Here is a 23,557-nt window from a genome sequence, read left to right on the forward strand (position 1 = left end):
CGCAATGGTTTCGGAACCGGACTTGCTGCGTCAGTGCCCGCCGGACAGCTGCCCACTCAATCGAACGTGCCGTTCGGCAGATGCGGCGTTCAGTCCGATGATCCGGACATGTTTGCCCTTCGCCTCGTACTTCGAGGTGATGGCATCGAGGGTCGCCACGGTCGACGCGTCCCAGATGTGCGACTCCGACATATCGATGACGACGTTCTTCGGATCTCCCACGTAGTCGAACTGATAGATCAGATCGTTGCTCGACGCGAAGAACAACTCACCCTTCACCGCATACGCGCGAGTGTCCTCGTCGGGATGAGCCACATCGACGACCTCGGTCAGGTGGGCCACCCGTCGCGCGAACAGCACCATCGCGGTGACCACTCCCACCACGACTCCGTAGGCCAGGTTGTGGGTGGCGACGGTGACGACCACGGTTGCCAGCATGACTGCTGTTTCACTCCTGGGCATGCGCCGCAACGTCTTCGGATGAATGCTGTACCAATCCATCGTGCCGATCGCGACCATGATCATGACGGCCGCCAGCGCGGCCATCGGAATCAACGCCACGATGTCGCCGAGCCCGACCACGAGAATCAGCAGAAACACACCGGCGAGGAACGTCGAGATGCGCGTCCGGGCACCCGAGGCCTTGACGTTGATCATCGTCTGGCCGACCATCGCGCAACCACCCATGCCGCCGAAGAAGCCGGTGATGACGTTGGCTGCGCCCTGGCCCCAGCTCTCGCGGGTCTTGTTCGAGTGCGTGTCGGTGACGTCGTCGACGAGCTTGGCGGTGAGCAACGACTCGAGCAGCCCGACGATGGCCATGGCCAACGCGTACGGAGCGATGATGCTCAGGGTTTCGAGGTTCAGGGGAACGTCGGGAAACAGCAGTGCGGGCAGGCTCGACGGCAGCTCGCCTTCACCGCCGACGTTGGGGACGTTCAGCGCGAACACCACCGTGGCAACGGTCAGCAGCACGATGGCGACCAGAGGTGCGGGAACGACGGAGGTGACCTTGGGGAGCAGGAACATGATCAGCAGACCGACGGCCACCAACGGGTACACCAGCCACGGAACGCCGATGAGCGACGGAAACTGCGAGGTGAAGATCAGAATTGCCAGTGCGTTGACGAAGCCCACCATGACGCTGCGAGGAATGAAGCGCATCAGCTTGGCAACGCCGAGGACCCCGAGAACCACCTGGAGGACGCCGGCGAGGATGACGGTGGCGATGAAGTAGTCGAGGCCGTACTGCTTGGCGACCGGGGCGATGACCAGGGCAATCGCTCCGGTGGCCGCGGAGATCATCGCGGGGCGACCGCCCAGGAACGCGATGGACACGGCCATCGTGAAGGACGCGAACAGGCCCACTCGCGGATCGACGCCGGCAATGATCGAGAACGCGATGGCCTCGGGGATCAGCGCCAACGCGACAACCAGGCCGGCCAGCACCTCGGTTTTGAGCATTCGGGGGGACCGCAGGGCACCCATGACGGTAGGAATCCGCTCGGCGGAGTCGCTCATATCTCTCCATTCGTGATCGATGGACTTCACGTGCCGACCAACGGCCGCTCTCGTCCATGGGTGGGCGCATCGCTGCGCCCGAAGGCTTTGTTTGTGGAGCCCGATGGGCATCTCACGCGTCCCGCACACATCAGGTGGGGGAGAAACAGTCGGGAAACTGATCCCTACTCTTACGCAACAGTAGAGTTGACGCAAATCGACAGTCTTCGGACCGGGGTCGACACCAGGTCGGAGGCCCCCCGTAGCGTAAGAGGCATGTCGAGATCACCACGGAACCGCAGATCCCCCGCCGCACCGAGAAAGCGATCCTCCTCCGCGCTCCAGGCAGGGCACCTTCGCGTGATCGCGACCGGCGGTCTCGGCGAGATCGGTCGGAACATGACGGTCTTCGAATACGACGGAAAACTGCTGATCGTCGACTGCGGCGTCCTGTTCCCCGAAGAGCACCAGCCCGGCGTCGACGTCATCCTCCCCGACTGGAGTTGCATCCGCGATCGTCTCGACGACGTCGTTGCGATCGTCCTCACCCACGGACACGAGGATCACATCGGTGGCGTCCCGTACCTGCTGCGCGAGCGCGGCGACATCCCCGTCATCTCGTCGCGGCTGACGCTGCACTTCCTCGCTGCCAAGTTCGAGGAGTTCAAGGTATCGACAAAGCTGATCGAGGTCGAGGCGGGGCAAACCCGTCAGGAAGGCCCGTTCGAGCTCGAGTTCATCGCCGTCAACCACTCGATTCCCGACGGTCTCGCCATCGCCATTCGCACCGACGCCGGGCTTGTGCTGCACACCGGCGACTTCAAGATGGACCAGTTCCCGCTGGACGGCCGGATCACCGATCTCCGTAGCTTCGCACGCCTCGGCGAGGAAGGGCTCGATCTGCTTCTCGTCGACTCCACCAACGCCGAAGTTCCCGGGTTCATGGTCTCCGAACGCGATCTGGTCCCGGCCATCGAGAAGGTGTTCCGCGAAACGACGGGGCGCGTGATCGTGTCGAGCTTCGCCAGTCACGTGCACCGCATTCAACAGGTACTCGACGCCGCGCATGCGCAGGGCCGCAAGGTTGCGTTCGTGGGCCGATCGATGGTGCGCAACATGAAGATTGCAACCGATCTGAATTACCTCGATGTGCCCGACGGGCTCGTCGTCGATCTACCGAAGCTCAACCGTCTTCCGGCGAACAAGATCACGCTGATCTGCACCGGATCGCAAGGCGAGCCTCTCGCCGCGCTGTCGCGGATGGCGTCGGGTGAGCATCAGATCAAGGTCGGCGACGGCGACACCGTGCTGATGGCGAGCAGCCTCATTCCCGGAAACGAGAACGCGATCTACCGCGTCATCAACGGTCTCGTCGACAAGGGTGCACGCGTGGTGCACAAGGGAAATGCGAAGGTGCACGTCTCCGGTCACGCCAGCGCAGGCGAGCTCGTCTACTGCTACAACATCCTCGAGCCCGCCAATGTGCTTCCCGTACACGGTGAGTCGCGGCATCTGCGCGCCAACGCCGATCTCGCGATCAGGACCGGCGTTCCCCGCGATCGAGTGTTGATCGCCGAGAACGGAAGCGTCATCGATCTGTTCGACGGCGTCGCGCAGATCACCGGCTCCGTCCCCATCGAACTGATCTACGTCGACGGCAGTGCCGTCGGCGGTGTGACGGAGGATTCGCTGGCCGAACGTCGCCTGCTCGCGAACGAGGGCGTGCTGACCGTCATCGCGATCGTGGACCCCGACACCGGCCTGCTGGTCGACGACGTCGACTTCATCGGACGCGGATTCGCCCACGAGGCCAACGCTTTCGACTCACTCGCCAAGGCGATCGGCAAGACTCTGACCCGCGAGAGCGACGGGAACGTCGCCTCACGCGAGCACATCGAGAAGCGCATCGTGCAGGAATCGGCGCGATGGGCCAAGCAGACCCTTGGCCGTCAGCCCCTCATCGTCCCGGTGGTCGTCGACGGCTGAAGCGTCTCGTGTGAGTGGCGAGGTGACGTGACGCCGAAGCAATTCGTCATGGTTCGATCCGAGAAAATAGTGCGTTCGGCCCCTGTAGATGGTTTCGGCCCCTAGAGTCGTTTGGAAAGCTCCGGTAACGATCCGGAACTTGGACCGGGGGGTCTCAGATGGGGAAGTACGCGAAGTTCGGCCGTCGGTGTACAGCGGCGGTCGCTGCGGTTTCGTTGGTGGTGTCGGGCGGGCAATGGTCGGCGGGTGCCGATCCACTCGGCGATTTCCAGAATCCACCGCGAACCGCCGAATCGATCGCCGCGACACCACTCGACGATCCGTGGGTCGTTCCGCCGCCCGGATACGAAACAGCCGCTCCCGGAACAGTTCTGCGGACCCGCAGCGTCACCGTCGGACCACTTGTCACCCCGGTCACCACCACCCAACTGCTGGTCGCCTCGACCGACGCGAAGGACCGCCCCGCTGCCATCGTCACCAGCGTCATCGTCCCGACCGCGCCCTGGACCTCGCCGGGTCCACGCCCTGTTGTTGCCTACAACATGGCCATCGATTCGCTCGGCGCCACGTGTGAGCCATCGTGGACCATGCAACGGGGCATCGCTCCGGAATTGGCGCCCGTGCAGCTGCTTCTGGCGCGGGGCTACGCCGTCGTAGTCACCGACCACCAGGGGCCACGCCATGCGTACGCCGTCGGACCGATGGCGGCGCACGCCGTACTCGACGGTCTGCGCGGTGCGGTCACGACCGCCGCGCTCGGCCTCGATCCGACTGCGCCCCTGGGTATTACGGGCTACTCAGGTGGGGCGATCGCATCGGGCTGGGCCGTGCAGGAGGCTCCGGCCTACGCCCCCGAACTGAACATCGTCGGCGCAGCGTTCGGCGGAACGCCCACCGACTTCGCGCTGCTACGTCAGTCCATGAACGGCAACGCAGCGTCGGCGGTGTTCCTCGCGGCAGCGATGGGCGTTGCGCGCGAGTACCCGGAGATGTTGTCGCTCTACAACGACGACGGGTGGCGGCTCGCACAGGCGTCGAAGGACCTGTGCATCGTCGGGATTGCACCGTTCGGAATCGTTGCTCCGATCCGCATCGAGTCACTGTCCATCACTCCCGATGCGTTCGATTCGCCGCTGGCGCTCGCAGTTGCCGATCAGAATCGATTGGGAGACGGCGGAACCCCGACGGCACCGGTGTTCCTATATCACGGACAGCAGGAGTTCTGGATTCCGAAGGAAGGTCCCGAGGCCGTGTTCGACAAGTGGTGTTCACGCGGAGCCGACGTCCGCCTCGAGGAATACCTGGGTGAGCACAGCATCGTTGCCGGCAGTGGAGCTCACGGTGCATTCGCGTGGTTGGACGACCGCCTCGCGGGAATTCCGGTTCGACCTGGATGCAGTAGCTTCGGCCGCTAGAGCCGAACCTACTCGCTCCGGGCTGGTGCCCCGCGAGTCGACAGCACCTCGGTCAGTTCCTCGGCGTAGGCGAGCTGCCGCCGCAACGTGCGGCAGCTTTCCTCTGCCTTGGCGTGGCATTCACGCACGAAAGCCGCGGCCGACGACCGATCGTCGTCGGTCGCGTTCGCATCGCCCAGAACGTCGAGGGATTCGAGTAGCTGCTTCATCTCGGCCAGCGTGAAGTCCAGAGGCTTCATCCGACGGATGACGAGCAGGCGTTCGACATCGGACTCGGTGTACAGCCGGAAGCCGCCGACGGTCCGAGCAGAGGGGGTGACCAGGCCGACGTCGTCGTAGTGACGCACCGTACGGATGGACAGCTCGGTTCTCTGAGCTACCTGCCCGATCTGCATGTGCATGCCGTCGTCTGCCATGTGCCGCCTCTCCTCGACCGCCCACCCTAGTCAGTGTTCGGCACCGAGGTTTCCACTGAGGCGCTCGTGCCGCTCGATCGACGGCGCGTTCAGGCCGACGATCTCGACCGTCTTGCCCTTCGCTGCGTACTTGGTGGTGATGGCATCGAGGGTCGCGACGGTCGACGCGTCCCAGATGTGCGACTCCGACATGTCGATGACGACGTTCTTCGGATCTCCCACGTAGTCGAACTGATAGATCAGATCGTTGCTCGACGCGAAGAACAACTCACCCTTCACCGCGTAGACCCGGGTGTCCTCGTCGGGATGAGCCACATCGACGACCTCGGTCAGGTGGGCCACCCGTCGGGCGAACAGCACCATCGCGGTGACCACACCGACCAACACGCCGTAGGCGAGGTTGTGGGTGACGACGGTGACCGCAACCGTGGCCACCATGACCAGGGTCTCGCTCTTGGGCATGCGCCGCAACGTCTTCGGATGAATGCTGTGCCAGTCGAAAGTGCCGATGGAGACCATGATCATCACCGCGACGAGTGCGGCCATCGGAATGAGCGCGACGATGTCGCCGAGGCCGACGACCAGGATCAGCAGGAAGACTCCGGCCAAGAATGTCGAGATCCGCGTACGCGCACCGGAGACCTTGACGTTGATCATGGTCTGGCCGATCATCGCGCAGCCCCCCATACCGCCGGTGAATCCGGTGACCAGATTCGCCACGCCCTGGCCCCAACCCTCGCGGGTCTTGTCGGAATGCGAATCGGTGATGTCGTCGACGAGCTTGGCCGTCATCAGAGACTCCAGCAGGCCGACGAGCGCGATCGCAAGTGCGAACGGCGCGATGATCGACAGTGTGTCGAACGTGAACGGCACGTCCGGAATCAGGAACGACGGCAGCGAGGACGGCAGTTCGCCCTCGTCGCCCACATCCGGAACCGCCAACGCGAAGACGAGTGTGACGCCGGTGAGTATCACGATCGCGATCAGCGGTGCCGGCACGATGGTCGTCAGCTTGGGCAGGAAGAACATGATGAGCAGGCCCACGGCGACCATCGGGTAGACCAACCACGGCACCCCGATCAGGTACGGCACCTGGGAGCTGAAGATCAGGATCGCCAGCGCGTTGACGAATCCGACCATGACGCTGCGCGGAATGAATCGCATCAACTTCGCGACACCGAGAACGCTGAGCACGACCTGCAGCACTCCGCCGAGAATCACTGCTGCGATCAGATAGTCGAGACCGTACTCGCGCGCCAAGGGAGCGACGACCAGCGCAATCGCTCCGGTGGCCGCGGAGATCATCGCCGGCCGGCCGCCGACGATGGAGATGGTGACGGCCATCGTGAACGACGCGAACAGCCCGACGCGCGGATCCACGCCGGCGATGATCGAGAACGAAATGGCTTCCGGAATCAACGCCAGCGCCACGACCAGGCCTGCGAGCACTTCGGTCTTCAGCCGCTTCGGCGATCGCAATGCACCCAGCACCGAGACGTCTTCGACGGCGGTGGCAGGCACCTGGGCAGCTCGAGACACGACGGCTCCATTCGATGAGTGCAGGGGACGTCCTGCGCGGGCGACTCTACTCTTACCGGAGGGAAGGTTGCTACTCGTCGCCGCTGTCGGCTCTCCGCTAGATTGATGTGACAAGGCACGCCGAAACCGCCAGCGCGATGCAAGGAATGAATCGATGTTCTCGCTCAACAGGTTGTCCTGCTTCATCGCCGTGGCCGAGGAACTGCACTTCGGCCGCGCTGCCGAGCGACTGCACATGACGCAGCCGCCCCTGAGCAGGCAGATCCAACAGCTCGAAAGCGAAGTCGGCGTGCAGCTGATCGACCGCACCAGCCGATCGGTGACCCTGACGGCCGCGGGATTGGCATTCCTTCCCGAGGCCCGACGCATCCTCGACCTCGCCGAGGGCGCCCTCCTCACTGTGCGACGTGTCCCCACCGGAGACCTGGGGACCGTCGTCGTCGGATTCACCGGCGCATCGGCGCATGCGGTGCTACCGCAGCTGCTCGACGCCGCACGCGAGAAGTTACCCGACGTGAAACTCGTTCTACGCGAAATGGTCTCGGCGGTGCAGATGGAATCCTTGGCCGTCGGCGATATCGATCTCGGGTTGGCCAGGCCACCGCTCAAGCGTCCGGGCATCGCGTCGCGGCCGGTGCTGCACGAGTCGTTGATCGCGGCGATGCCCGACACTCATCCGCTGGCCGAGAAGAGCGAACTGTCGGTGGAGGACTTCGACGAGCAGCCGATCATCATGTATTCACCGGTCGACGCGCGGTACTTCCACGAACTGCTGATCAGTACCTTCACCATCGTCGGGGTGTCTCCGCGCTACGTGCAGTACGTGACCCAGGTGCACACGATGCTGGTGCTCGTTCGTTCCGGAATCGGATTGGCACTGGTACCGGAGTCCGCGTCGACCATGCGGCCGGAAGGTGTTGTGTTCCGGCCGGTTCGGACGGTCAAGGAACGCCCCGTCGAGTTGGACGCCGCCTGGCGAGTGGACAACGACAACCCGGCACTGCACCGCTTCATGACCGATGTGCTGCCGACGCGGGAGTGGTCGTGATTTTTTCCTGCTGATCGAGCCGTGGTTTGACAGTGCCCGAAGCCGGTCTCGGTCGAGTGCTCGTGTGAATACGGCGCGCCTCGAAAGCCAACGAAGGCCCGCACCTGGTTGGGAGCGGGCCTTGTCGGGTTCGTGGGTTGCTCAATCTTTGGGCGGCTTGGTGTCTTTGCCAGCTGCGACGTCACGGAGCCATTGCGGGACGGGCTTATTGTCGTACTCGCGGAGCTTGATGGATGCTTCGGCGGCTGCGGACCGGACCTTCATCGAGCGTCCACGGCCCGCGGGGCGGTTCTCGGTGGTGGTCATCGGGGGTCCTCCGTCTCTGTGTCGTTTTCATTGTCGCCGGTTTCGGCAGGTTCCGCCAGGTCGTCCTGTGGCTTCACGGTGGGATCTGCGATCGCCTGCAGCGTGTCGCGATCGGTGCGCGCGATGAACGGAGTCGTGGCAACGGTGCCGAACACTTTCCAGCCGAGTGCGGCTTCGTCGTCGTTCTCGCTGACGGTCCTCTCGAGGCACCAGGTGATGCGTTGCCAGGATTGAGAACGGTTGTCCGCCCGAGTGCGCTGGCTGACGGTCCCTACCACGCCGACGACGGCAATCGAACCGACGATGAGGGTGATCCAGGCCTGTGCTGGCACTGACCGGGTTCCTTTCCTGCGGCCGGGTCAATGCGCGGCGGGTGACCCACCACGCTCTCCCGTGAGCAAGAAGGACCGTAGCCCGACCCACCGACACGAAATCGATATGCCAGTTGCAGCGCGCTGCAACGTCAACAGCTCACTGGCATCCTCCGCCGCCGACCTCACTACCGAATGCACGAACGCAGGCCACCCGACCGAACTATCGCGGCGTCCCCACCGGCGGCTTGACGGCCGTCACCGGGCAGTGCGCCTCGAGGAGAACGCGCTGAGAGATGCTGCCCATGAACAACTTTCCGACGGGTGATCGACGCCTGATGCCGATGACGACCAGTTGCGTCTGTTCGTCGAACGACAGGTCGATCAGATTGTCGGCATGCGAGCGGCCCGCTTCGTTGTCGTGAATTTTCGCCGCCACCCCGATGGCCGACGCCTCCTCGCGGGCAGATTCGACGACCGCACCGAAGTCGGCATCGGATGCACTGCTGTCCTCGGCGACGACGATCAGGTCCGTACCACGCATGTGTGCCTCGCGAAAAGCGAAGGGCAGCGCGCCTTTTCCCTCGGTGGTCGGCGAGTAGCCGACGACGACGGTCACTGCGTCACCGGCGTGACGAGGGTGCCGTCGGCCAGAAAGCGATCGAGGTTCTCGAGCGTGAGCGCTTCCATCGCAGCCCGCGTCTCCACCGTTGCGCTGCCCACGTGCGGCAGCAGCACCACGTTGTCCATCGCCAACAGGGCGTCGGGTACGTCCGGTTCGTGCGCGAAGACGTCCAGGCCCGCTCCGGCGAGCTTCCCCGCAGCGAGCAACTCGATGAGCGCCTCCTCGTCGACGACGCTTCCGCGGGCCACGTTGATCAGATATCCCTGCGGTCCCAGAGCTTCGAGCACTGCGCGATCGACCAGATGCGCAGTACCCGAACCGCCGGACGCGGCGATGATCAATATGTCGACGTTCTCGGCGAGCGCTGTCGGGCTGGCTGCATAGACGTAGGGCGAACCGTCGATCTCGTTGCGATTGTGGTACGAGATCTCGCAGCGAAACCCGTTGAGCCGATCGGCAATTGCCGAGCCGATGCGGCCGAGGCCGATGATTCCGACACGCTTGCCGGTGACCTGACGCGTCAGTGGCGTGTTGCCCTCGGTGGGCCAGCGGCCGGCGCGCACGAATCGCTCGGCCGAGGACAGGCCGCGCACGGTGTCGATCACCAGACCGACGGCGAGGTCGGCCACACAGTCCGTCAACACGTCGGGGGTGTTGCTGACGACGACGCCGCGTTCGGCTGCCGCGTCGACGTCGGTGGTGTCGTAGCCGACGCCGAAGTTCACAACGGCTCCGAGCTGCGGCAACCGTTCCATCAACGCAGCATCGACGCCGGTGCGGCCGGAGGTGACCACCGCAGAGATCGACGCACCGTGCTCGGACAGGAACTCGTCGCGATCGTCGCCCTCGGGCAGTTCCAGCGCGTCGTACTCGGTAACCAGGGTGTCCATCAACGACGGCTTCAGCGGTCCCACTCGGAGAACTCGACCGCCTCGTTGCGAATCGGATTGAGACACAGAGGTTTTCTGCGAGCTGACGGTGACCATGGTTCTCCTCGCGAGATGGTGGAGCGTGCGCGTTTCCTGTACGGTATGCCGCCCTTCGAATACCTGTCCAACACGGAAATAACATGGACCGATACCCAAACGGCATGAACGACGCGTCGCCGATGCAGCTCTGCCGGGGTCGTCATGCATCTTGCCTGGTCAGTCCAGCAATACTGTGACTCGGACCGCAGTCAAGCCGTCGCTGTGACCCACAGAACTGGACGAAAAGTCGATTTCGTCCGGTTGACGGTGGAGATGACCCGCTCATACCGTGTGTCTACCGTCACAGATTCGGCTGCGACTTGCAGACGCGGATCCTTTTTCCCACTGGAGGCCACCATGAGCCCTGCACTCTTCGTGCAGCAGGGACGGACCCACCGTGTCGCCGCAATAGCCGTTGGCGCGCTGTCACTTTCACTTGTCGCGAGCGGATGCACCGTCGCCAACTCCAACAACGGCGGAGCCGCCCGCGCAGATACTCTTCGCATCGTTCTGCCGCAGGAGCCGCCGACCCTCGAAGCCTGCGACGTCTCGTTGACGTCGGTGGGTGTGGTGACGCGCTCGAACATCACCGAGCCACTCATGGAACGCAACCCCAGCACCGGCGATCTCGAGCCCAAGCTCGCTGACTCCTGGGAGCAGACCTCCGACACCGAATGGACGTTCACCATCCACCCCGGCGTGACGTTCAGCGACGGCAGTCCGTTCGAGGCCGAGGACGCCGCGTTCTCGATCGATCGCACCGTCAATTCCGAACTGGGCTGCAACGTCGAGGGGTACGTGTTCGGCGACGCGAACCTGGTGGTCACCGCAGTCGACCCGATGACGCTGACCGTGCAGTCGCCCGAGCCCGATCCCATTCTGCCGCTTCGGCTCTCGTTCGTGGAGATGGTGCCCCGCACCTCGAGCTACACCGAGCGGGTACGCGAACCCATCGGAACGGGACCGTTCGCGATCGAGCGGTGGGACTACGGTCAGAAGCTCTCGCTGGTGCGCAACGAAACCTACTGGGGCCCGAAGCCCGAGTACGCCAGGGCCGAGTACCAGTGGCGCAGCGAGGGCAGCGTCCGCGCATCGATGGTCACCAACGGTGAGGCCGAGATCGCCACCTCGGTCGGACCGGAGGACGGCGCAGGCGATCTGGGAGTCGCGTACCCCAACAACGAAACCACAGCGCTGCGCATCCAGGCCATGCAACCGCCCCTGGACGACATGCGCGTACGCCAGGCGATCAACTACGCCATCAATCGCGAGGGCATCGTCAAGGCACTGTTCCGTGGACTCGGTTCCCCTGCAGAACAATTGATCTCCGAGGGTGTCGTCGGCTTCAACGAGGACTTGACACCGTGGCCCTACGACATGGACCAGGCCCGCACACTGATCGACGAGGCCCGGGCCGATGGCGTGCCCGTCGATACCGAGATCCGCCTGATCGGACGCACCGGGCAGTTCCCGAAGATCAACGAAACGGTGGAGGTCATCCAGAACTCACTGTCCAAGATCGGCATGAACGTCACGATCGAAATGATGGACGCCGCAGGCACCGCCGAGTACCAGGAGCGGCCGTTCCCCGACGTCGGCCCGTATCTGCTGGTGATTCAGCACGGCAATCAAGCCGGCGACTCCGCGTTCACCGTCGATCAGTACTTCACCAGTGACGGATTCCAGAGTGCCTACGGCACAGCAGAATTCGACCGGAAGATCGCTGCCGCAGGGGCTCTCACCGGCGAGGACAGGCAGGCCGCGTACGCGCAGGTGTTCGCCGACGAACCGAAGGACATCATGCAGATGGCCTACATCGCGCACATGAACGGGGTGCTCGCCAAGGCATCCTCGGTCGATTACACCCCCAACTCGGCCACGGTCGACGAAATGCACCTCGCCGCCATGACCCGCGCCGACACCGAGAGGCCCTGACATGTTCAGATTCCTGCGCCGACGGATCTACACCAGCCTGATCCCGCTGTTCGTCGTTCTGCTGGGCGTGTTCTTCCTCGCTCGGCTCACCGGCGACCCCACCAGCCTGTACCTGCCCGAGTCTGCAACCCAGGCCCAACGCGAGGCGTTCCGCGCCACCAACGGCTTCGACCAGCCGGTCCTGACGCAACTGATGGACTACTTCAAGGGCGTCGTTCAACTCGACTTCGGGCAGTCGCTGCGCACCGGCGAGGACGCGTCGGCGATGGCACTGCGCGCGTTCCCCGCGACGCTGCAGCTGGCGTTCGCGACGATGTTCCTCGCCATCCTCGGCGCTGTGATCATCGGATGCTGGGCTGCCTACCGACCGAATTCGCTGGCCGATCGCATCTCGAGCCTGCTGTCGATGACGGCCGCGTCCATCCCCGATTTCTGGTTCGCCATCATGGGTGTCTACGTCTTCGCCATCCTGTTCGGCTGGCTGCCCACCTCGGGCGTGGACAGCGGAATGCTCTCCTGGGTGCTGCCGATCGCCACCCTGCTCATTCGCCCTCTCGGCGTACTGACCCAGGTGGTGCGCGGCGCGATGGTCTCGGCGCTGTCGGCACCGTACGTTCGCCTCGCGAGAAGCAAAGGCGCAGGCGATCTTCGAGTCGTCACCCACCACGCTCTACGCAACGCCGCTGCACCGGCGCTCACGGTTGCCGGCGACCTGATGGTCGGGCTCGTCAACGGCGCGGTGGTCGTCGAGGCCATCTTCGGCTGGCCCGGCATCGGAAAGTTGATGATCGACGCCATCCTGCAGCGCGATTTCGCTGTTCTGCAGGCGGCCGTGTTGTTGACGGCGGTGAGCATATTCGTGCTCAACATCGTCATCGATGCCTGCTACGCACTGCTCGACGCCCGGGTTCGCGACAAGGTGAAGGTCTAGGTAAGAACATGTCACTCGACTTCGAAGCACCGAAAACATCCGAGCCCGAGGATGTTCCACCGTCGGTTCCGGTGGAAGCCCGCAAGGCGTCGGCCCCGCTGTGGAAGCTGCTGCTGCGCGACCGGGTCGCCACCGTCGCCGCCGCGATCCTGGTACTGGTCTTCCTCACCGCGATCTTCGGCCCGATGCTGGTCGGTGACGCCGCCACCGATCAGGATCTCGACCGCTCGAATCTGCCGCCGTTCACCCTCGACACCGGGTGGATGAACATCCTCGGCACGGATCCGCTGGGACGCAGCATGCTGGCCCGGCTGATCGTGGCCAGCAGAACCACACTCTCGGTGGCCGTTCCGGCCGTGATCCTCTCGGCGATCATCGGCTCGTTCATCGGGATGTGGGCCGGCTTCCATCGCGGCTGGCGTGAGACCGCGGCCATGCGCGTCGCCGACGTCATCCTCAGCTTCCCGTCCCTGCTGATGGCCGTCGTGGTGCTCTACGTCTTCTCGCCCAGTGCCGCGAACATCGTTCTGGTCCTCACTGTTACGCGCATTCCGATCTACCTACGTACCGCCCGCGCCGAGTCCGCCGAGCTGCAGAGTCGGTTGTTCGTCGACGCCGCCCGCACCTTCGGCGCGAAGAGCGGATCGGTGATCCGCCGGCATGTGGCCCCGATTCTGCTGCCGACCCTGCTGACCGTCGCCACCCTGGACTTCTGCTTCGTCATTCTCGCCGAATCGTCGTTGAGCTTCCTGGGCATCGGCATTCAGCCACCGGACGTCTCGTGGGGACTGATGGTCTCGCAGGGCCGCACCTACCTGCAGACCGCCTGGTGGCTCTCGTTCTTCCCCGGTCTGGCCATCGTGCTGACGACCGTCTCGGCCACTGTGCTCGCTGCCTGGGCGCGCATCGCCACCGACCCGGCGCAGCGTTGGCGACTCAACGTCCCCCGCTCCAAGCGCTCTCGCCTGCTCCCCGTACGAAAGGTCATCTCATGAGCGCACCGGCAACCGCACACCAGCGACCCGACACCGGCAGCGTCGCCCTCGACGTTCGCGGACTGACCGTCGATCTGCGGACGCCGTCGGGTGTCATTCGCGCCGTCGACAACGTCACCTTCACCGCCCGACGCGGTGAAACCCTGGCTCTGCTCGGCGAATCCGGTTGCGGCAAGTCCATGACGGCACAGGCCATCGTCGGATTGCTCGAGCCGATCGCCGACATCACCGGCGGCTCGGTGGAGATGGGTGAGGTGGACCTGGTCACCGCCAAGACCAAAGTGCGGCGCACCATCGCCGCCACAGAACTGGCCATCGTCTTCCAGGACGCGCTGACGGCCCTCAATCCCGTCTACACCGTCGGAACCCAACTGGCCGAACCGTTTCGGATCCACCGGGGTATGTCCGCCAAGCAAGCACGCGCGGAAGCCATCGCGCTGATGACCCGAGTGGGAATTCCCGAGCCCGAATCACGCGCGGACTCGTACCCACACCAGTTCTCCGGCGGTATGCGCCAACGTCTGCTGATCGCCATGGCCGTGGCCCTGAGTCCGTCGGTACTGCTGGCCGACGAACCCACCACCGCGCTCGACGTCACGGTCCAGGCCCAGATCATGGCTCTGCTCAAAGAATTACGTACCGAACACGACATGGCCGTCGTACTCATCACCCACGATCTCGCCCTGGTGGCCGAGGAGGCCGACCGAGTCGCGATCATGTACGCGGGCAACGTCGTCGAGACCGGACCGGTGTCCGAGGTGTTCGGCGCACCGCGACACCCGTACACCAAGGGCCTACTGGACTCGGTACCCGTCCACGCAGTCCGCGGTGAGGATCTGAAGTCGATCGGCGGCACCCCACCGGACCTGCACTCCATTCCCGACGGGTGCGTCTATCAGGCCCGCTGCCCGTTGGCCCGCGAGATCTGCATCAGTACTCGTCCCCCGCTCGAATCCGTCGGCAGCGGCCGGATGTCGGCATGCCACTTCCCGAACGAGGTATCCAGCCATGTCTGAGCAACTGTTGACCGTCCGCGGCCTGAACAAGACCTTCGACGTCGGCCGCGGCAAGCTCCGCGCCCTCGACGCCATCGACCTGGACCTGCGCCGCGGTGAAACCCTCGGCCTCGTCGGCGAATCCGGCTGCGGCAAGTCCACTCTCGCGCGCACCCTCATGATGCTCGAACGACCCGACTCGGGCACCGTCGCGTTCGACGGCACGGATCCGTTCGCGCTGCGCGGCAAGGAACTGCTCGCGTGGCGTCGGCGGGTACAGATGGTCTTCCAGGACCCGTACGGTTCGCTCAACTCGCGAATGACCGCCGGGGACATCATCGGCGAGCCATGGCGAACCCACAAGAGTCTGTACAGGACTCGACGCGACCGCTCCGCGCGCGTACGTGAGCTGCTGCATCTGGTGGGTCTTCGGCCGAGCGACGAGAACCGCTTCCCGCAGGAATTCTCCGGCGGTCAACGCCAACGCCTCGGCATCGCGAGAGCTCTGGCCTTGAACCCCGACGTGATCATCTGCGACGAGCCGGTCTCCGCACTCGATCTCTCGGTACAGGCGCAGGTGCTCAACCTGCTCAACGACCTGCAGAAGCAGCTCGGCATCTCGTACGTGTTCATCTCGCACGATCTGTCGGTCGTCCGACACGTCGCCGACCGCGTCGCGGTGATGTACCTCGGCCGCATCGTCGAATCCGGGGCCACCGAAGCAGTGTTCGACCGTCCGGCTCACCCGTACACAGCGGCATTGATGTCGGCCGCACCCACACTCGACGCGTCGAACCGCGGGACGAAGATCCTGCTGAAGGGCGAGGTACCGTCGCCGCTGAATCCGCCGTCGGGATGTCGGTTCCGCACGCGCTGCTGGAAGGCAACCGACCTGTGTGCGAGTGAGGCACCCCCGGTGGCGCTCGACGCGGACGAGGCCGATCACATCGCCGAATGCCACTATCCCCTCGTCGCAGGCAATCTCGGCCTCGTCGCCGCCGGGACGTGATGGCGACACACCTGAGCATCACCGGATTCGTCGTCGTCGCGCTGGCCATCTTCTTCGCGTCGGCGATGCAGGCGTCCATCGGATTCGGCATGGGTATGCTCGCCGCGCCCATCGTGGCGATCGTCGACCCCGGCCTGATCCCGGCGACGCTCATCATGCTGGCCGTCGTGGTCAGTGTGCTCGTTCTGATTCGCGATCGCACCGCCCTCGACCTCTCGGGTGCAGGGTGGGCGCTCGCCGGTCGCCTCCCCGGTTCTGTGGTGGGCGCACTACTGCTCGTGCTGCTACCCGAGCGCGGACTGGCCATCCTGCTGGCGCTGGTGGTGCTCTGCGGCGTCGCACTGACGTCGTTCGGTTGGGTCCCGTTGCCGCACAGACGAAATCTGGTGATGGCCGGGGCCGCGTCGGGAATTCTGGGAACGGCCACCTCGATCGGCGGACCCCCGATGGCACTGGTGTGGCAGCGCAACACCGGAGCCGAACTGCGCAGCACCATGAGCTGCTTCTTCCTCGTCGGCTCGCTGATCTCGCTGGCGGTACTCGCGGTCGCCGGCGCGGTGGATGCCCATACCGCCACGCTGTTCGTGTTCCTGGCCCCGGCGACCGTTCTCGGTTTTCTGCTCTCCCGGGTGGTAAACAAAGTCCTCGATCGTCGACGGCTGCGCATCGTCGCGATCACCGTCTCCGCCGTCGGCGCGCTCGTGCTCGTTGTCCAGCAGGTGTCGGCGCTCGCCTGACTCACGAAATAGTGAGTTGAATCGCCATCTCGTGTCGGAACGCGTCGATCGGGTAGTCGGTGTCGATGACTACGAACAACACCCGCGCATTGATCGTCGGTGCCACCGGCATCTCCGGACAAGCCTTGTGCCGCGTTGCTCTCGACGCAGGCTGGGACACGTACGGACTCAGCCGTAGTGGCAGCACTCCGGTCGACGGCGTCATCGGTGTGGCCGCCGATCTGCTCGACCCGGCCTCGCTCGAGGAGGCGCTGAACGACGTCCGCCCCGAGGTCGTGTTTTTCACCGCATGGATGAAGAAGGACTCCGAGCAGGAGAACATCGAGGTCAACTCGGCGACGCTACGCAACGTGCTGAACGTGCTCGGCCCCCTCGACTCGGTGAAGCACGTCGCGTTGATGACCGGCCTCAAGCACTATCTCGGACCGTTCGATGCCTACGGTGAGGCAGTGATGGCCGAGACGCCGTTCCACGAGACCGAGGATCGCCTCGACACTCCCAACTTCTACTACGCGCAGGAAGACGAATTGTTCGCCGGTGCCGAGAAGTTCGGATTCGGTTGGAGTGTGCACCGCGCGCACACCATCTCCGGATTCGCGGTCGGCAACGCGATGAACATGATGTTGACGCTGTCCGTGTACGCAGCGATCTGCAAGGAGCTCGGCGAGAAGTTCGTCTTCCCCGGTTCCGAGACGCAGTGGAACGGCCTCACCGACCTCACCGACGCGGACCTGCTCGCCGAGCAGATGGTGTGGGCCGCAACCGACGACAACGCACACAACGAGGCGTTCAACATCGCCAACGGTGACGTCTTCCGCTGGCGCTGGCTGTGGCCGCAGTTCGCCGCGCACTTCGGCGTCGAGCCCGAGGGCTACGACAGCGAGCCGCGTCCACTCGAACCCCGCATGTCCGACGCGGCCGCAACGTGGAAGCGCATCGCCGAGAAGCACGATCTGGTCGAAAGCGATGTCTCACGGCTCGCGTCGTGGTGGCACACCGACGGCGACCTCGGCCGCGACATGGAATGCCTGACCGACATGAACAAATCGAAGAACGCCGGGTTCCTAGGCTTCCGATCCACACCGGATGCCATTGCCTCGGTGATCCAGCGCTACCGAGATGCGCGCCTGATTCCCTGAGCGGCTGCGCCGCACGTGCACGGAAACTCGACCCCTGCTACGAGTTTCCGCTCACCTGCGCGTAGCGCTCCCGTACCGCCGGGGTCGGGTCGGCCTCGTATGTCTTCGACGCGGCCTGCGCCCAGGTCGGCGGCTCGCTGGTCCCGGCCAGTGTCCACGCCGCCTGGCGCGCGGCACCGTCGGCGACGTATTCACCCGGCTCGGGCACGATCACCGGGACGCCGAGAATGGCCGGGGCCAACTCGCGCAATGCAGCGGACTTCGCACCGCCGCCGATGAGCAGCACCCGCTTCGTCTCGACCCCCTGCGAACGCAGATGGTCGATACCGTCGGCCAAACCGCACAGCAGTCCCTCTACGGCCGCTCGCGCGAGGTGGCCCGGTGTCGAATTGTTCAGTCGCAGGCCGTGAATCGCACCGGATGCATCGGGACGATTGGGGGTGCGCTCGCCCTCGAAGTACGGCACCATCACCACACCGTCGCTCGTCGTCGACAGCGCCAACCGCGACAACTCGTCGTGATCGACGCCCAGCATCCGCGCCGTCGCATCGAGGACGCGAGCAGCGTTGAGCGTGCACACCAACGGCAGTTGACGGCCGGTGGCGTCGGCGAATCCGGCGACCAGACCCGAACCGTCCGCGGCCGCAACCGAGGTCACGGCAGATACGACACCCGACGTGCCGATCGAGACCACCACATCACCGGGCTGCGCATCGAGGGCAAGCGCTGCCGCGGCATTGTCGCCGGTACCCGGGCCGATCAGTGCCCCACCCGACGTGCGGCCTATCGCCTCGCTGGGTGCGGCCACGCGGGGCAACAGTGGGTTACGACCCCGAAAACCGAACTGCAGCAAATCCGTTCGATATTCGTCAGTGGCCGCGGAGAAGTATCCGGTGCCACTGGCGTCGCCTCGATCGGTGGCCAGAGCGTCGAGCCCCGATGCCCCGCCGAGCTGCCAGCTCAGCCAATCGTGCGGAAGGCACACCGCCGCAGTGCGATCGGCATTCTCGGGTTCGTGGTCGGCGAGCCATCGCAGCTTGGCGACCGTGATCGAAGCCAACGGAACCACTCCGACGGCGTCGGCCCAGGCCTGCCCGCCGTCGGTGCCTTCCTTTTCGCCCAACTCGGACACCAAGTCCGTCGCGGCCTGCGCCGATCGAGTGTCGTTCCACAGCAAAGCTTTACGGACCACGGATCCGTTGTCGTCGAGGCAGACCATGCCGTGCTGCTGCGCGCCCACCGACACCGCGTCCACGTCGTCGAGTCCGCCTGCGGCAGCGATCGCCTCGTCGAGCGCATCTTTCCAGCGCTGCGGGTCGATCTCGGTGCCGTCGGGATGCGCTGCTCGCCCCTGGCGGACCAAGTCCCCCGACTCGGCGTCACGAACGAAGACTTTGCACGATTGGGTGGAGGAGTCGATTCCGGCAACGAGAGCCACGGTGAGCGGGTCCTTTCCTACGCAAGTGTGATCTACGACCCTACCCGCGAGGCGCGGTTGCCTCCGTCACCAACGTGCGCGCGTAGGCGATGGCCTGCGGCGTGGTCTCGAAAACACGGCGCGCTTCGTCGTCCTTGGTGGTGAACACGCCCAGCGCCGTCAGCGGACGCAGGTGTTCGGGTTTGGCCGCGGAGATGAGGACGGTGATGCGGCGATGTTCGAGTTCGGTAATCGTGTCCTTGAGGACCAGAGCTCCGGTGGCATCGATGGTGGTCACTCGCGACATGCGCAGGATCACCACTTTCACGTCCGACACGTCGGCGAGCTCGAGCAGGAAGCTGTGCGCAGCTCCGAAGAACAGTGCACCGTCGATCCGGTAGGCGACGATGTGTTCGCGCAGCAGGCCTTCTTCTTCCTTCGAGACCGCGTCGAGTGCATCGAGCGGTACCTTCTCGACCGTGGCCGATCGCGCGACTGCGCGCAGTGCCAGCACCGCAGCGAACCCGACGCCGACCGCCACAGCCGTCACCAGATCGAACAGAACCGTGACGAGAAAAGTCGACGCCATCACCACGGTGTCGCCGCGACCGGCGCGGGAAATTGCTCGGATGGAGGCTGTTTCGACCATGCGCACCGTTGTCGCCAGGAGCACCCCGGCCAGAGCGGCGAGCGGAATGTCGGCCACCAAGCCCGCGGCGGAGTACATGATCGCGGCGAGGATCACCGCATGGGTGAGCGCGGCGAGCCTGGTGCGCGCTCCGGACCGAACGTTGACGGCAGTACGGGCGATGGCACCGGTGGCGGGGATCCCGCCGAACAACGGCGCGGCGATGTTGGCCAGTCCCTGCCCGAACAGCTCACGATCGGGATTGTGCCGCGGGCCGACGCCCATCGAGTCCGCCGCGGTCGCGGACAGCAGCGATTCCAGTGCAGCCAGCGCAGCGACGGCGAACGCCGGTGCCAACAACGCCGTCACGTCACCGAGGTGGAAGAAGCTCAGGCTCGGGGCGGACAACGACGACGGAATGGTGCCGATGCGGGCGATGTCGAGGTCGAACAACTGAGTGACCACCGTTGCTCCGGCGACCGCAACCAGGGAGAACGGGATTTTCGGAGCCACGCGGCCGCCGACCAGCATGACGATCGCGACCGTGACGGCCACGGTGGGCGTCAGAACGCTCGCATTCGAGACGAACGAGCGCACCGCGTCGAACGCGGACTGCCACACCTTCTCGCCCTCGGCGTCGGTGATACCCAGGGCCGACGGAACCTGTTGCAGCGCAATGACGACGGCGATGCCTGCGGTGAACCCCTCGATGACGGGTGCCGGCATGTACCGGACGGCTCGACCGACGCCTGCACCGGCGAGCGCCAGCAGAATGATTCCGGCCATCAGCCCGACGGCGAGCACTCCGGTCGGCCCGTACTCGGCGACGATCGGCACGAGCACCACCGTCATGGCACCGGTCGGCCCGGACACCTGAAATCTCGATCCGCCGAATACCGCGGCGACGACTCCCGCGATGATCGCCGTGGTCAGGCCCGCCGCTGCACCCAGCCCGGTGCTGACGCCGAAGCCGAGCGCCAGAGGCAACGCGACCAGTGCCACGATCAGCCCGGCCAGCAGATCCGCGCCGGGTGCGCGGAAGGCCGGTTTCCACTCGCTCCACCTGGGCAGCAGCGCTGTCAGAGCACTGAGGGCGTCGGTCCTGCGGGAAGGTTTCGTCGGTTCGGACATGTGACGCTTTCTGAGAACTCATCGATCCTGATCTAGCTACTTGCTAAGTTTAGCAAGTAATGAACCAGGTGAACGCAAGACGTGAGTCAGACCATCACGGGCCGTCGAGTCAGGTGCGCGCTCCGGACTCGCCTTCCAGTAGCTCGGCCTGGTTGGCCACCACTCCCGTGAGTATTTCCCGCGCAACGACCAACAGGTCGGCCACCTTCGGCGACGTCAACGTGTAGGACACCGACAGGCCTTCCCGAGTGCCTTCGATGAGACCGGCGCGCCGCAGGATGGACAATTGCTGAGACAGATTGGCCGGCTCGATGCCGATTTCCGGCAGCATCTCGGACACGGCGTGCTCGCGCTCGCTCAGCAACTCCAGCACGCGAATACGGGCGGGATGCGCCAACGTCTTGAAGAAATCGGCTTTCATTCTGTAGAGCGGCCGGCTCGAATCCGTGGCCATGAAGTCCTCCCGTGGCACCCGCCACCGCGCAGCAGGCTACTTGCGAACACTAGCAATCAACAGACCGAAGTGGACGACCTCCCTGCCCGTCCCGAAACTCGGCTACCTTCACTCCCATGCGCGGAGACCCCGAAGAATCCACCGACTTCAGGCTCACCGTGGCCACGGCGGCCCTCGACCTGTTCTCCGTCAAGGGCTACGAGTCGACGACGGTGGACGACATCGCCGGTGCCGCCGGCATCTCGCGTCGGACATTCTTTCGTCAGTTCCGCGCCAAGGAAGACGTCGTCTTCGCCGATCACGAAATACTGCTCGAGCAGGCCGGCGCGTTCCTGGAAGCGAACGAGGGCGATCCCTGGCGGGCCGTGTGCGATGCCGCGCAGCTGGTGTACGAGCGGTTTTCCGACTGGCAGGACATGTCGCGCTTGCGCTACCAGGTGGTGCACAAGATCCCCGCGCTGCGCGATCGAGAAATCGTCACCGTGTTTCGCTACGACAGACTCTTCGTCGACTATCTGCAGCGTGTTCTGCCCGATCACCCGCACCTCGAGATCCTGCAGTTCTCCGCCACGGTGACCGCGACGCACAACTACATCCTTCGTCGGATGATCCGCGACGGCCTCCCGACGTCCGTGGAGGATCTGCGTTCGGCACTCGCGCAGGTCCGCGCGCAGTTCCTCGGTGAGATCGTCGTCGCGTCGTTCCCCCGGGGCACGTCCGTCAGCAAAGTCGTCGACGCGTTGGCCGATCACACAAGCACCTGAGCCACCCGACGCGATGGCACTGAGTGCCGGATGCCGGAGACTCGGTCTTGAACAGGTACCAATTCGGACGTACACTGAGGCAATCCTTGGCACTGAGTGCCCTCCGTGGGCAGTGCCACCCCCGACACACCGAGGAGCGTGGCCGACATGGCCGGAAATCCCGACTTCGATCTGTACCAATCGCCCGACGAGCACAACGAACTGCGCGCAGCCATTCGGGCGCTCTCGGAGAAGGAGATCGCTCCGTACGCCAAAGAGGTCGACGAGGACTCCCGCTTCCCCGAGGAAGCACTCAAAGCGCTCAACGCTTCCGGCTTCAACGCCATCCACGTTCCCGAGGAATACGACGGCCAGGGTGCCGATTCCGTCGCTGCCTGCATCGTCATCGAAGAGGTCGCACGCGTCTGCGGCTCGTCCTCGCTGATCCCCGCGGTCAACAAGCTCGGCACGATGGGCCTGATCCTCAAGGGCTCCGAGGAACTCAAGAAGCAGGTCCTGCCTTCCCTCGCCGGTGGCGCGATGGCGTCGTACGCCTTGTCCGAGCGCGAAGCGGGATCCGACGCGGCGAGCATGCGCACCCGCGCCAAGGCCGATGGTGACGACTGGATCCTCAACGGCTCCAAGTGTTGGATCACCAACGGCGGCAAGTCCGATTGGTACACCGTCATGGCCGTGACCGATCCCGACAAGGGCGCCAACGGCATTTCCTCGTTCATCGTGCACAAGGACGACGAGGGATTCGTCGTCGGCCCCAAGGAGAAGAAGCTCGGCATCAAGGGTTCGCCCACCGCCGAGCTGTACTTCGAGAACTGCAAGATTCCCGGCGATCGCATCATCGGCGAGCCCGGTACCGGCTTCAAGACCGCGCTGGAAACACTCGACCACACGCGCCCCACCATCGGCGCACAGGCCGTCGGCCTGGCACAGGGTGCCCTCGACGCGGCCATCGCATACACCAAGGACCGCAAGCAGTTCGGCACCTCGATCTCGAGCTTCCAGGCAGTGCAGTTCATGCTCGCCGACATGGCGATGAAGGTCGAAGCCGCCCGCCTGATGGTCTACAGCTCCGCAGCCCGCGCCGAGCGCGGCGAGAAGAACCTCGGGTTCATCTCCGCGGCTGCCAAGTGCTTCGCCTCGGACGTGGCCATGGAGGTCACCACCGACGCCGTGCAGCTCTTCGGCGGTGCCGGCTACACCACCGACTTCCCGGTCGAGCGCATGATGCGCGACGCGAAAATCACCCAGATCTACGAGGGCACCAACCAGATTCAGCGTGTCGTCATGTCGCGGGCGCTGCTCAAATGAGCG

Annotated in this window: 22 protein-coding genes; 12 read left to right on the forward strand and 10 right to left on the reverse strand. The window is 64.8% G+C overall.

The window, feature by feature from the left end:
• Positions 1-30 precede the first annotated feature (30 nt).
• Positions 31-1,521, reverse strand: coding sequence for a SulP family inorganic anion transporter (locus tag CH291_RS07975; RefSeq protein WP_068048933.1), 1,491 nt, complete (start codon positions 1,519-1,521; stop codon positions 31-33).
• Between the two features lie 378 nt (positions 1,522-1,899).
• Between CH291_RS07975 and CH291_RS07980 the strand changes: the two genes are divergently transcribed.
• Entirely contained in the window at positions 1,900-3,486 is a 1,587-nt protein-coding gene (locus CH291_RS07980; RefSeq protein ID WP_373454847.1) for a ribonuclease J, read from the forward strand.
• Positions 3,487-3,644: 158 nt separating this feature from the next.
• Complete coding sequence (locus tag CH291_RS07985; RefSeq protein ID WP_094687112.1) at positions 3,645-4,901, forward strand: lipase family protein; 1,257 nt, start codon at positions 3,645-3,647, stop codon at positions 4,899-4,901.
• A gap of 8 nt (positions 4,902-4,909) precedes the next feature.
• Here the strand turns inward: CH291_RS07985 and CH291_RS07990 are convergent, their stop codons facing one another.
• A complete protein-coding gene (locus CH291_RS07990; RefSeq protein ID WP_068048924.1) occupies positions 4,910-5,317 on the reverse strand; it encodes a MerR family transcriptional regulator in 408 nt (135 codons plus the stop codon).
• Positions 5,318-5,347: 30 nt separating this feature from the next.
• Positions 5,348-6,856: a SulP family inorganic anion transporter gene (locus CH291_RS07995; protein ID WP_256980765.1), complete on the reverse strand. Its 1,509-nt coding sequence runs from the start codon at positions 6,854-6,856 to the stop codon at positions 5,348-5,350.
• A gap of 154 nt (positions 6,857-7,010) precedes the next feature.
• Between CH291_RS07995 and CH291_RS08000 the strand changes: the two genes are divergently transcribed.
• Positions 7,011-7,904: a LysR substrate-binding domain-containing protein gene (locus CH291_RS08000; protein WP_068048920.1), complete on the forward strand. Its 894-nt coding sequence runs from the start codon at positions 7,011-7,013 to the stop codon at positions 7,902-7,904.
• 141 nt (positions 7,905-8,045) lie between these two features.
• Here the strand turns inward: CH291_RS08000 and CH291_RS26730 are convergent, their stop codons facing one another.
• The 4 genes from CH291_RS26730 to CH291_RS08015 form a co-directional block, all read right to left on the reverse strand.
• Complete coding sequence (locus CH291_RS26730; protein WP_156399697.1) at positions 8,046-8,210, reverse strand: hypothetical protein; 165 nt, start codon at positions 8,208-8,210, stop codon at positions 8,046-8,048.
• Entirely contained in the window at positions 8,207-8,542 is a 336-nt protein-coding gene (locus CH291_RS08005) for a hypothetical protein (protein WP_094687113.1), read from the reverse strand. Before CH291_RS08005 ends, CH291_RS26730 begins: the two co-directional genes overlap by 4 nt.
• Positions 8,543-8,744: 202 nt before the next feature.
• Positions 8,745-9,140: a universal stress protein gene (locus tag CH291_RS08010; protein WP_094687114.1), complete on the reverse strand. Its 396-nt coding sequence runs from the start codon at positions 9,138-9,140 to the stop codon at positions 8,745-8,747.
• A complete protein-coding gene (locus CH291_RS08015; protein WP_094687115.1) occupies positions 9,137-10,132 on the reverse strand; it encodes a 2-hydroxyacid dehydrogenase in 996 nt (331 codons plus the stop codon). The genes CH291_RS08010 and CH291_RS08015 overlap by 4 nt, the downstream gene beginning before the upstream one ends.
• A gap of 339 nt (positions 10,133-10,471) precedes the next feature.
• Between CH291_RS08015 and CH291_RS08020 the strand changes: the two genes are divergently transcribed.
• The 7 genes from CH291_RS08020 (at position 10,472) to CH291_RS08050 (ending at position 17,855) form a co-directional block, all read left to right on the forward strand.
• On the forward strand, positions 10,472-12,049 hold the full coding sequence (locus tag CH291_RS08020; RefSeq protein WP_094640497.1) for an ABC transporter substrate-binding protein: 1,578 nt from the start codon (positions 10,472-10,474) through the stop codon (positions 12,047-12,049).
• 1 nt (position 12,050) lies between these two features.
• On the forward strand, positions 12,051-12,980 hold the full coding sequence (locus CH291_RS08025) for an ABC transporter permease (protein WP_068048905.1): 930 nt from the start codon (positions 12,051-12,053) through the stop codon (positions 12,978-12,980).
• A gap of 8 nt (positions 12,981-12,988) precedes the next feature.
• Positions 12,989-13,975 carry an ABC transporter permease gene (locus CH291_RS08030; RefSeq protein WP_094640467.1) on the forward strand — a complete coding sequence of 329 codons (987 nt, stop codon included), beginning with the start codon at positions 12,989-12,991 and terminating at the stop codon, positions 13,973-13,975.
• A complete protein-coding gene (locus tag CH291_RS08035) occupies positions 13,972-14,991 on the forward strand; it encodes an ABC transporter ATP-binding protein (RefSeq protein WP_094687116.1) in 1,020 nt (339 codons plus the stop codon). Before CH291_RS08030 ends, CH291_RS08035 begins: the two co-directional genes overlap by 4 nt.
• The gene (locus CH291_RS08040) at positions 14,984-15,979 is read left to right on the forward strand and encodes an ABC transporter ATP-binding protein (protein WP_094687117.1); all 996 of its coding nucleotides are present in this window, start codon (positions 14,984-14,986) and stop codon (positions 15,977-15,979) included. The genes CH291_RS08035 and CH291_RS08040 overlap by 8 nt, the downstream gene beginning before the upstream one ends.
• A complete protein-coding gene (locus tag CH291_RS08045) occupies positions 15,979-16,716 on the forward strand; it encodes a sulfite exporter TauE/SafE family protein (RefSeq protein WP_373455114.1) in 738 nt (245 codons plus the stop codon). The genes CH291_RS08040 and CH291_RS08045 overlap by 1 nt, the downstream gene beginning before the upstream one ends.
• Positions 16,717-16,781: 65 nt before the next feature.
• Entirely contained in the window at positions 16,782-17,855 is a 1,074-nt protein-coding gene (locus CH291_RS08050; RefSeq protein WP_068048894.1) for an SDR family oxidoreductase, read from the forward strand.
• Positions 17,856-17,892: 37 nt separating this feature from the next.
• On the opposite strand, the gene CH291_RS08055 is transcribed toward CH291_RS08050, so the two are convergent.
• From CH291_RS08055 to CH291_RS08065, 3 genes are all read right to left on the reverse strand, one after another.
• Positions 17,893-19,293 carry a xylulokinase gene (locus CH291_RS08055; protein ID WP_094640462.1) on the reverse strand — a complete coding sequence of 467 codons (1,401 nt, stop codon included), beginning with the start codon at positions 19,291-19,293 and terminating at the stop codon, positions 17,893-17,895.
• Between the two features lie 40 nt (positions 19,294-19,333).
• Positions 19,334-21,031, reverse strand: a complete 1,698-nt coding sequence (locus CH291_RS08060; RefSeq protein WP_094687118.1) for a SulP family inorganic anion transporter — start codon at positions 21,029-21,031, stop codon at positions 19,334-19,336.
• Positions 21,032-21,140: 109 nt separating this feature from the next.
• A complete protein-coding gene (locus CH291_RS08065) occupies positions 21,141-21,485 on the reverse strand; it encodes an ArsR/SmtB family transcription factor (RefSeq protein WP_068048960.1) in 345 nt (114 codons plus the stop codon).
• A gap of 116 nt (positions 21,486-21,601) precedes the next feature.
• On the opposite strand from CH291_RS08065, the gene CH291_RS08070 reads away from it, so the two are divergent.
• On the forward strand, positions 21,602-22,249 hold the full coding sequence (locus tag CH291_RS08070) for a TetR family transcriptional regulator (protein WP_068048888.1): 648 nt from the start codon (positions 21,602-21,604) through the stop codon (positions 22,247-22,249).
• 147 nt (positions 22,250-22,396) lie between these two features.
• Positions 22,397-23,554 (forward strand): acyl-CoA dehydrogenase, encoded by a 1,158-nt coding sequence (locus CH291_RS08075; protein ID WP_068048956.1) that lies wholly within the window; start codon positions 22,397-22,399, stop codon positions 23,552-23,554.
• Positions 23,555-23,557 lie beyond the last annotated feature (3 nt).

Source organism: Rhodococcus sp. 14-1411-2a (assembly GCF_002259485.1).
GTDB lineage: Bacteria > Actinomycetota > Actinomycetes > Mycobacteriales > Mycobacteriaceae > Rhodococcoides.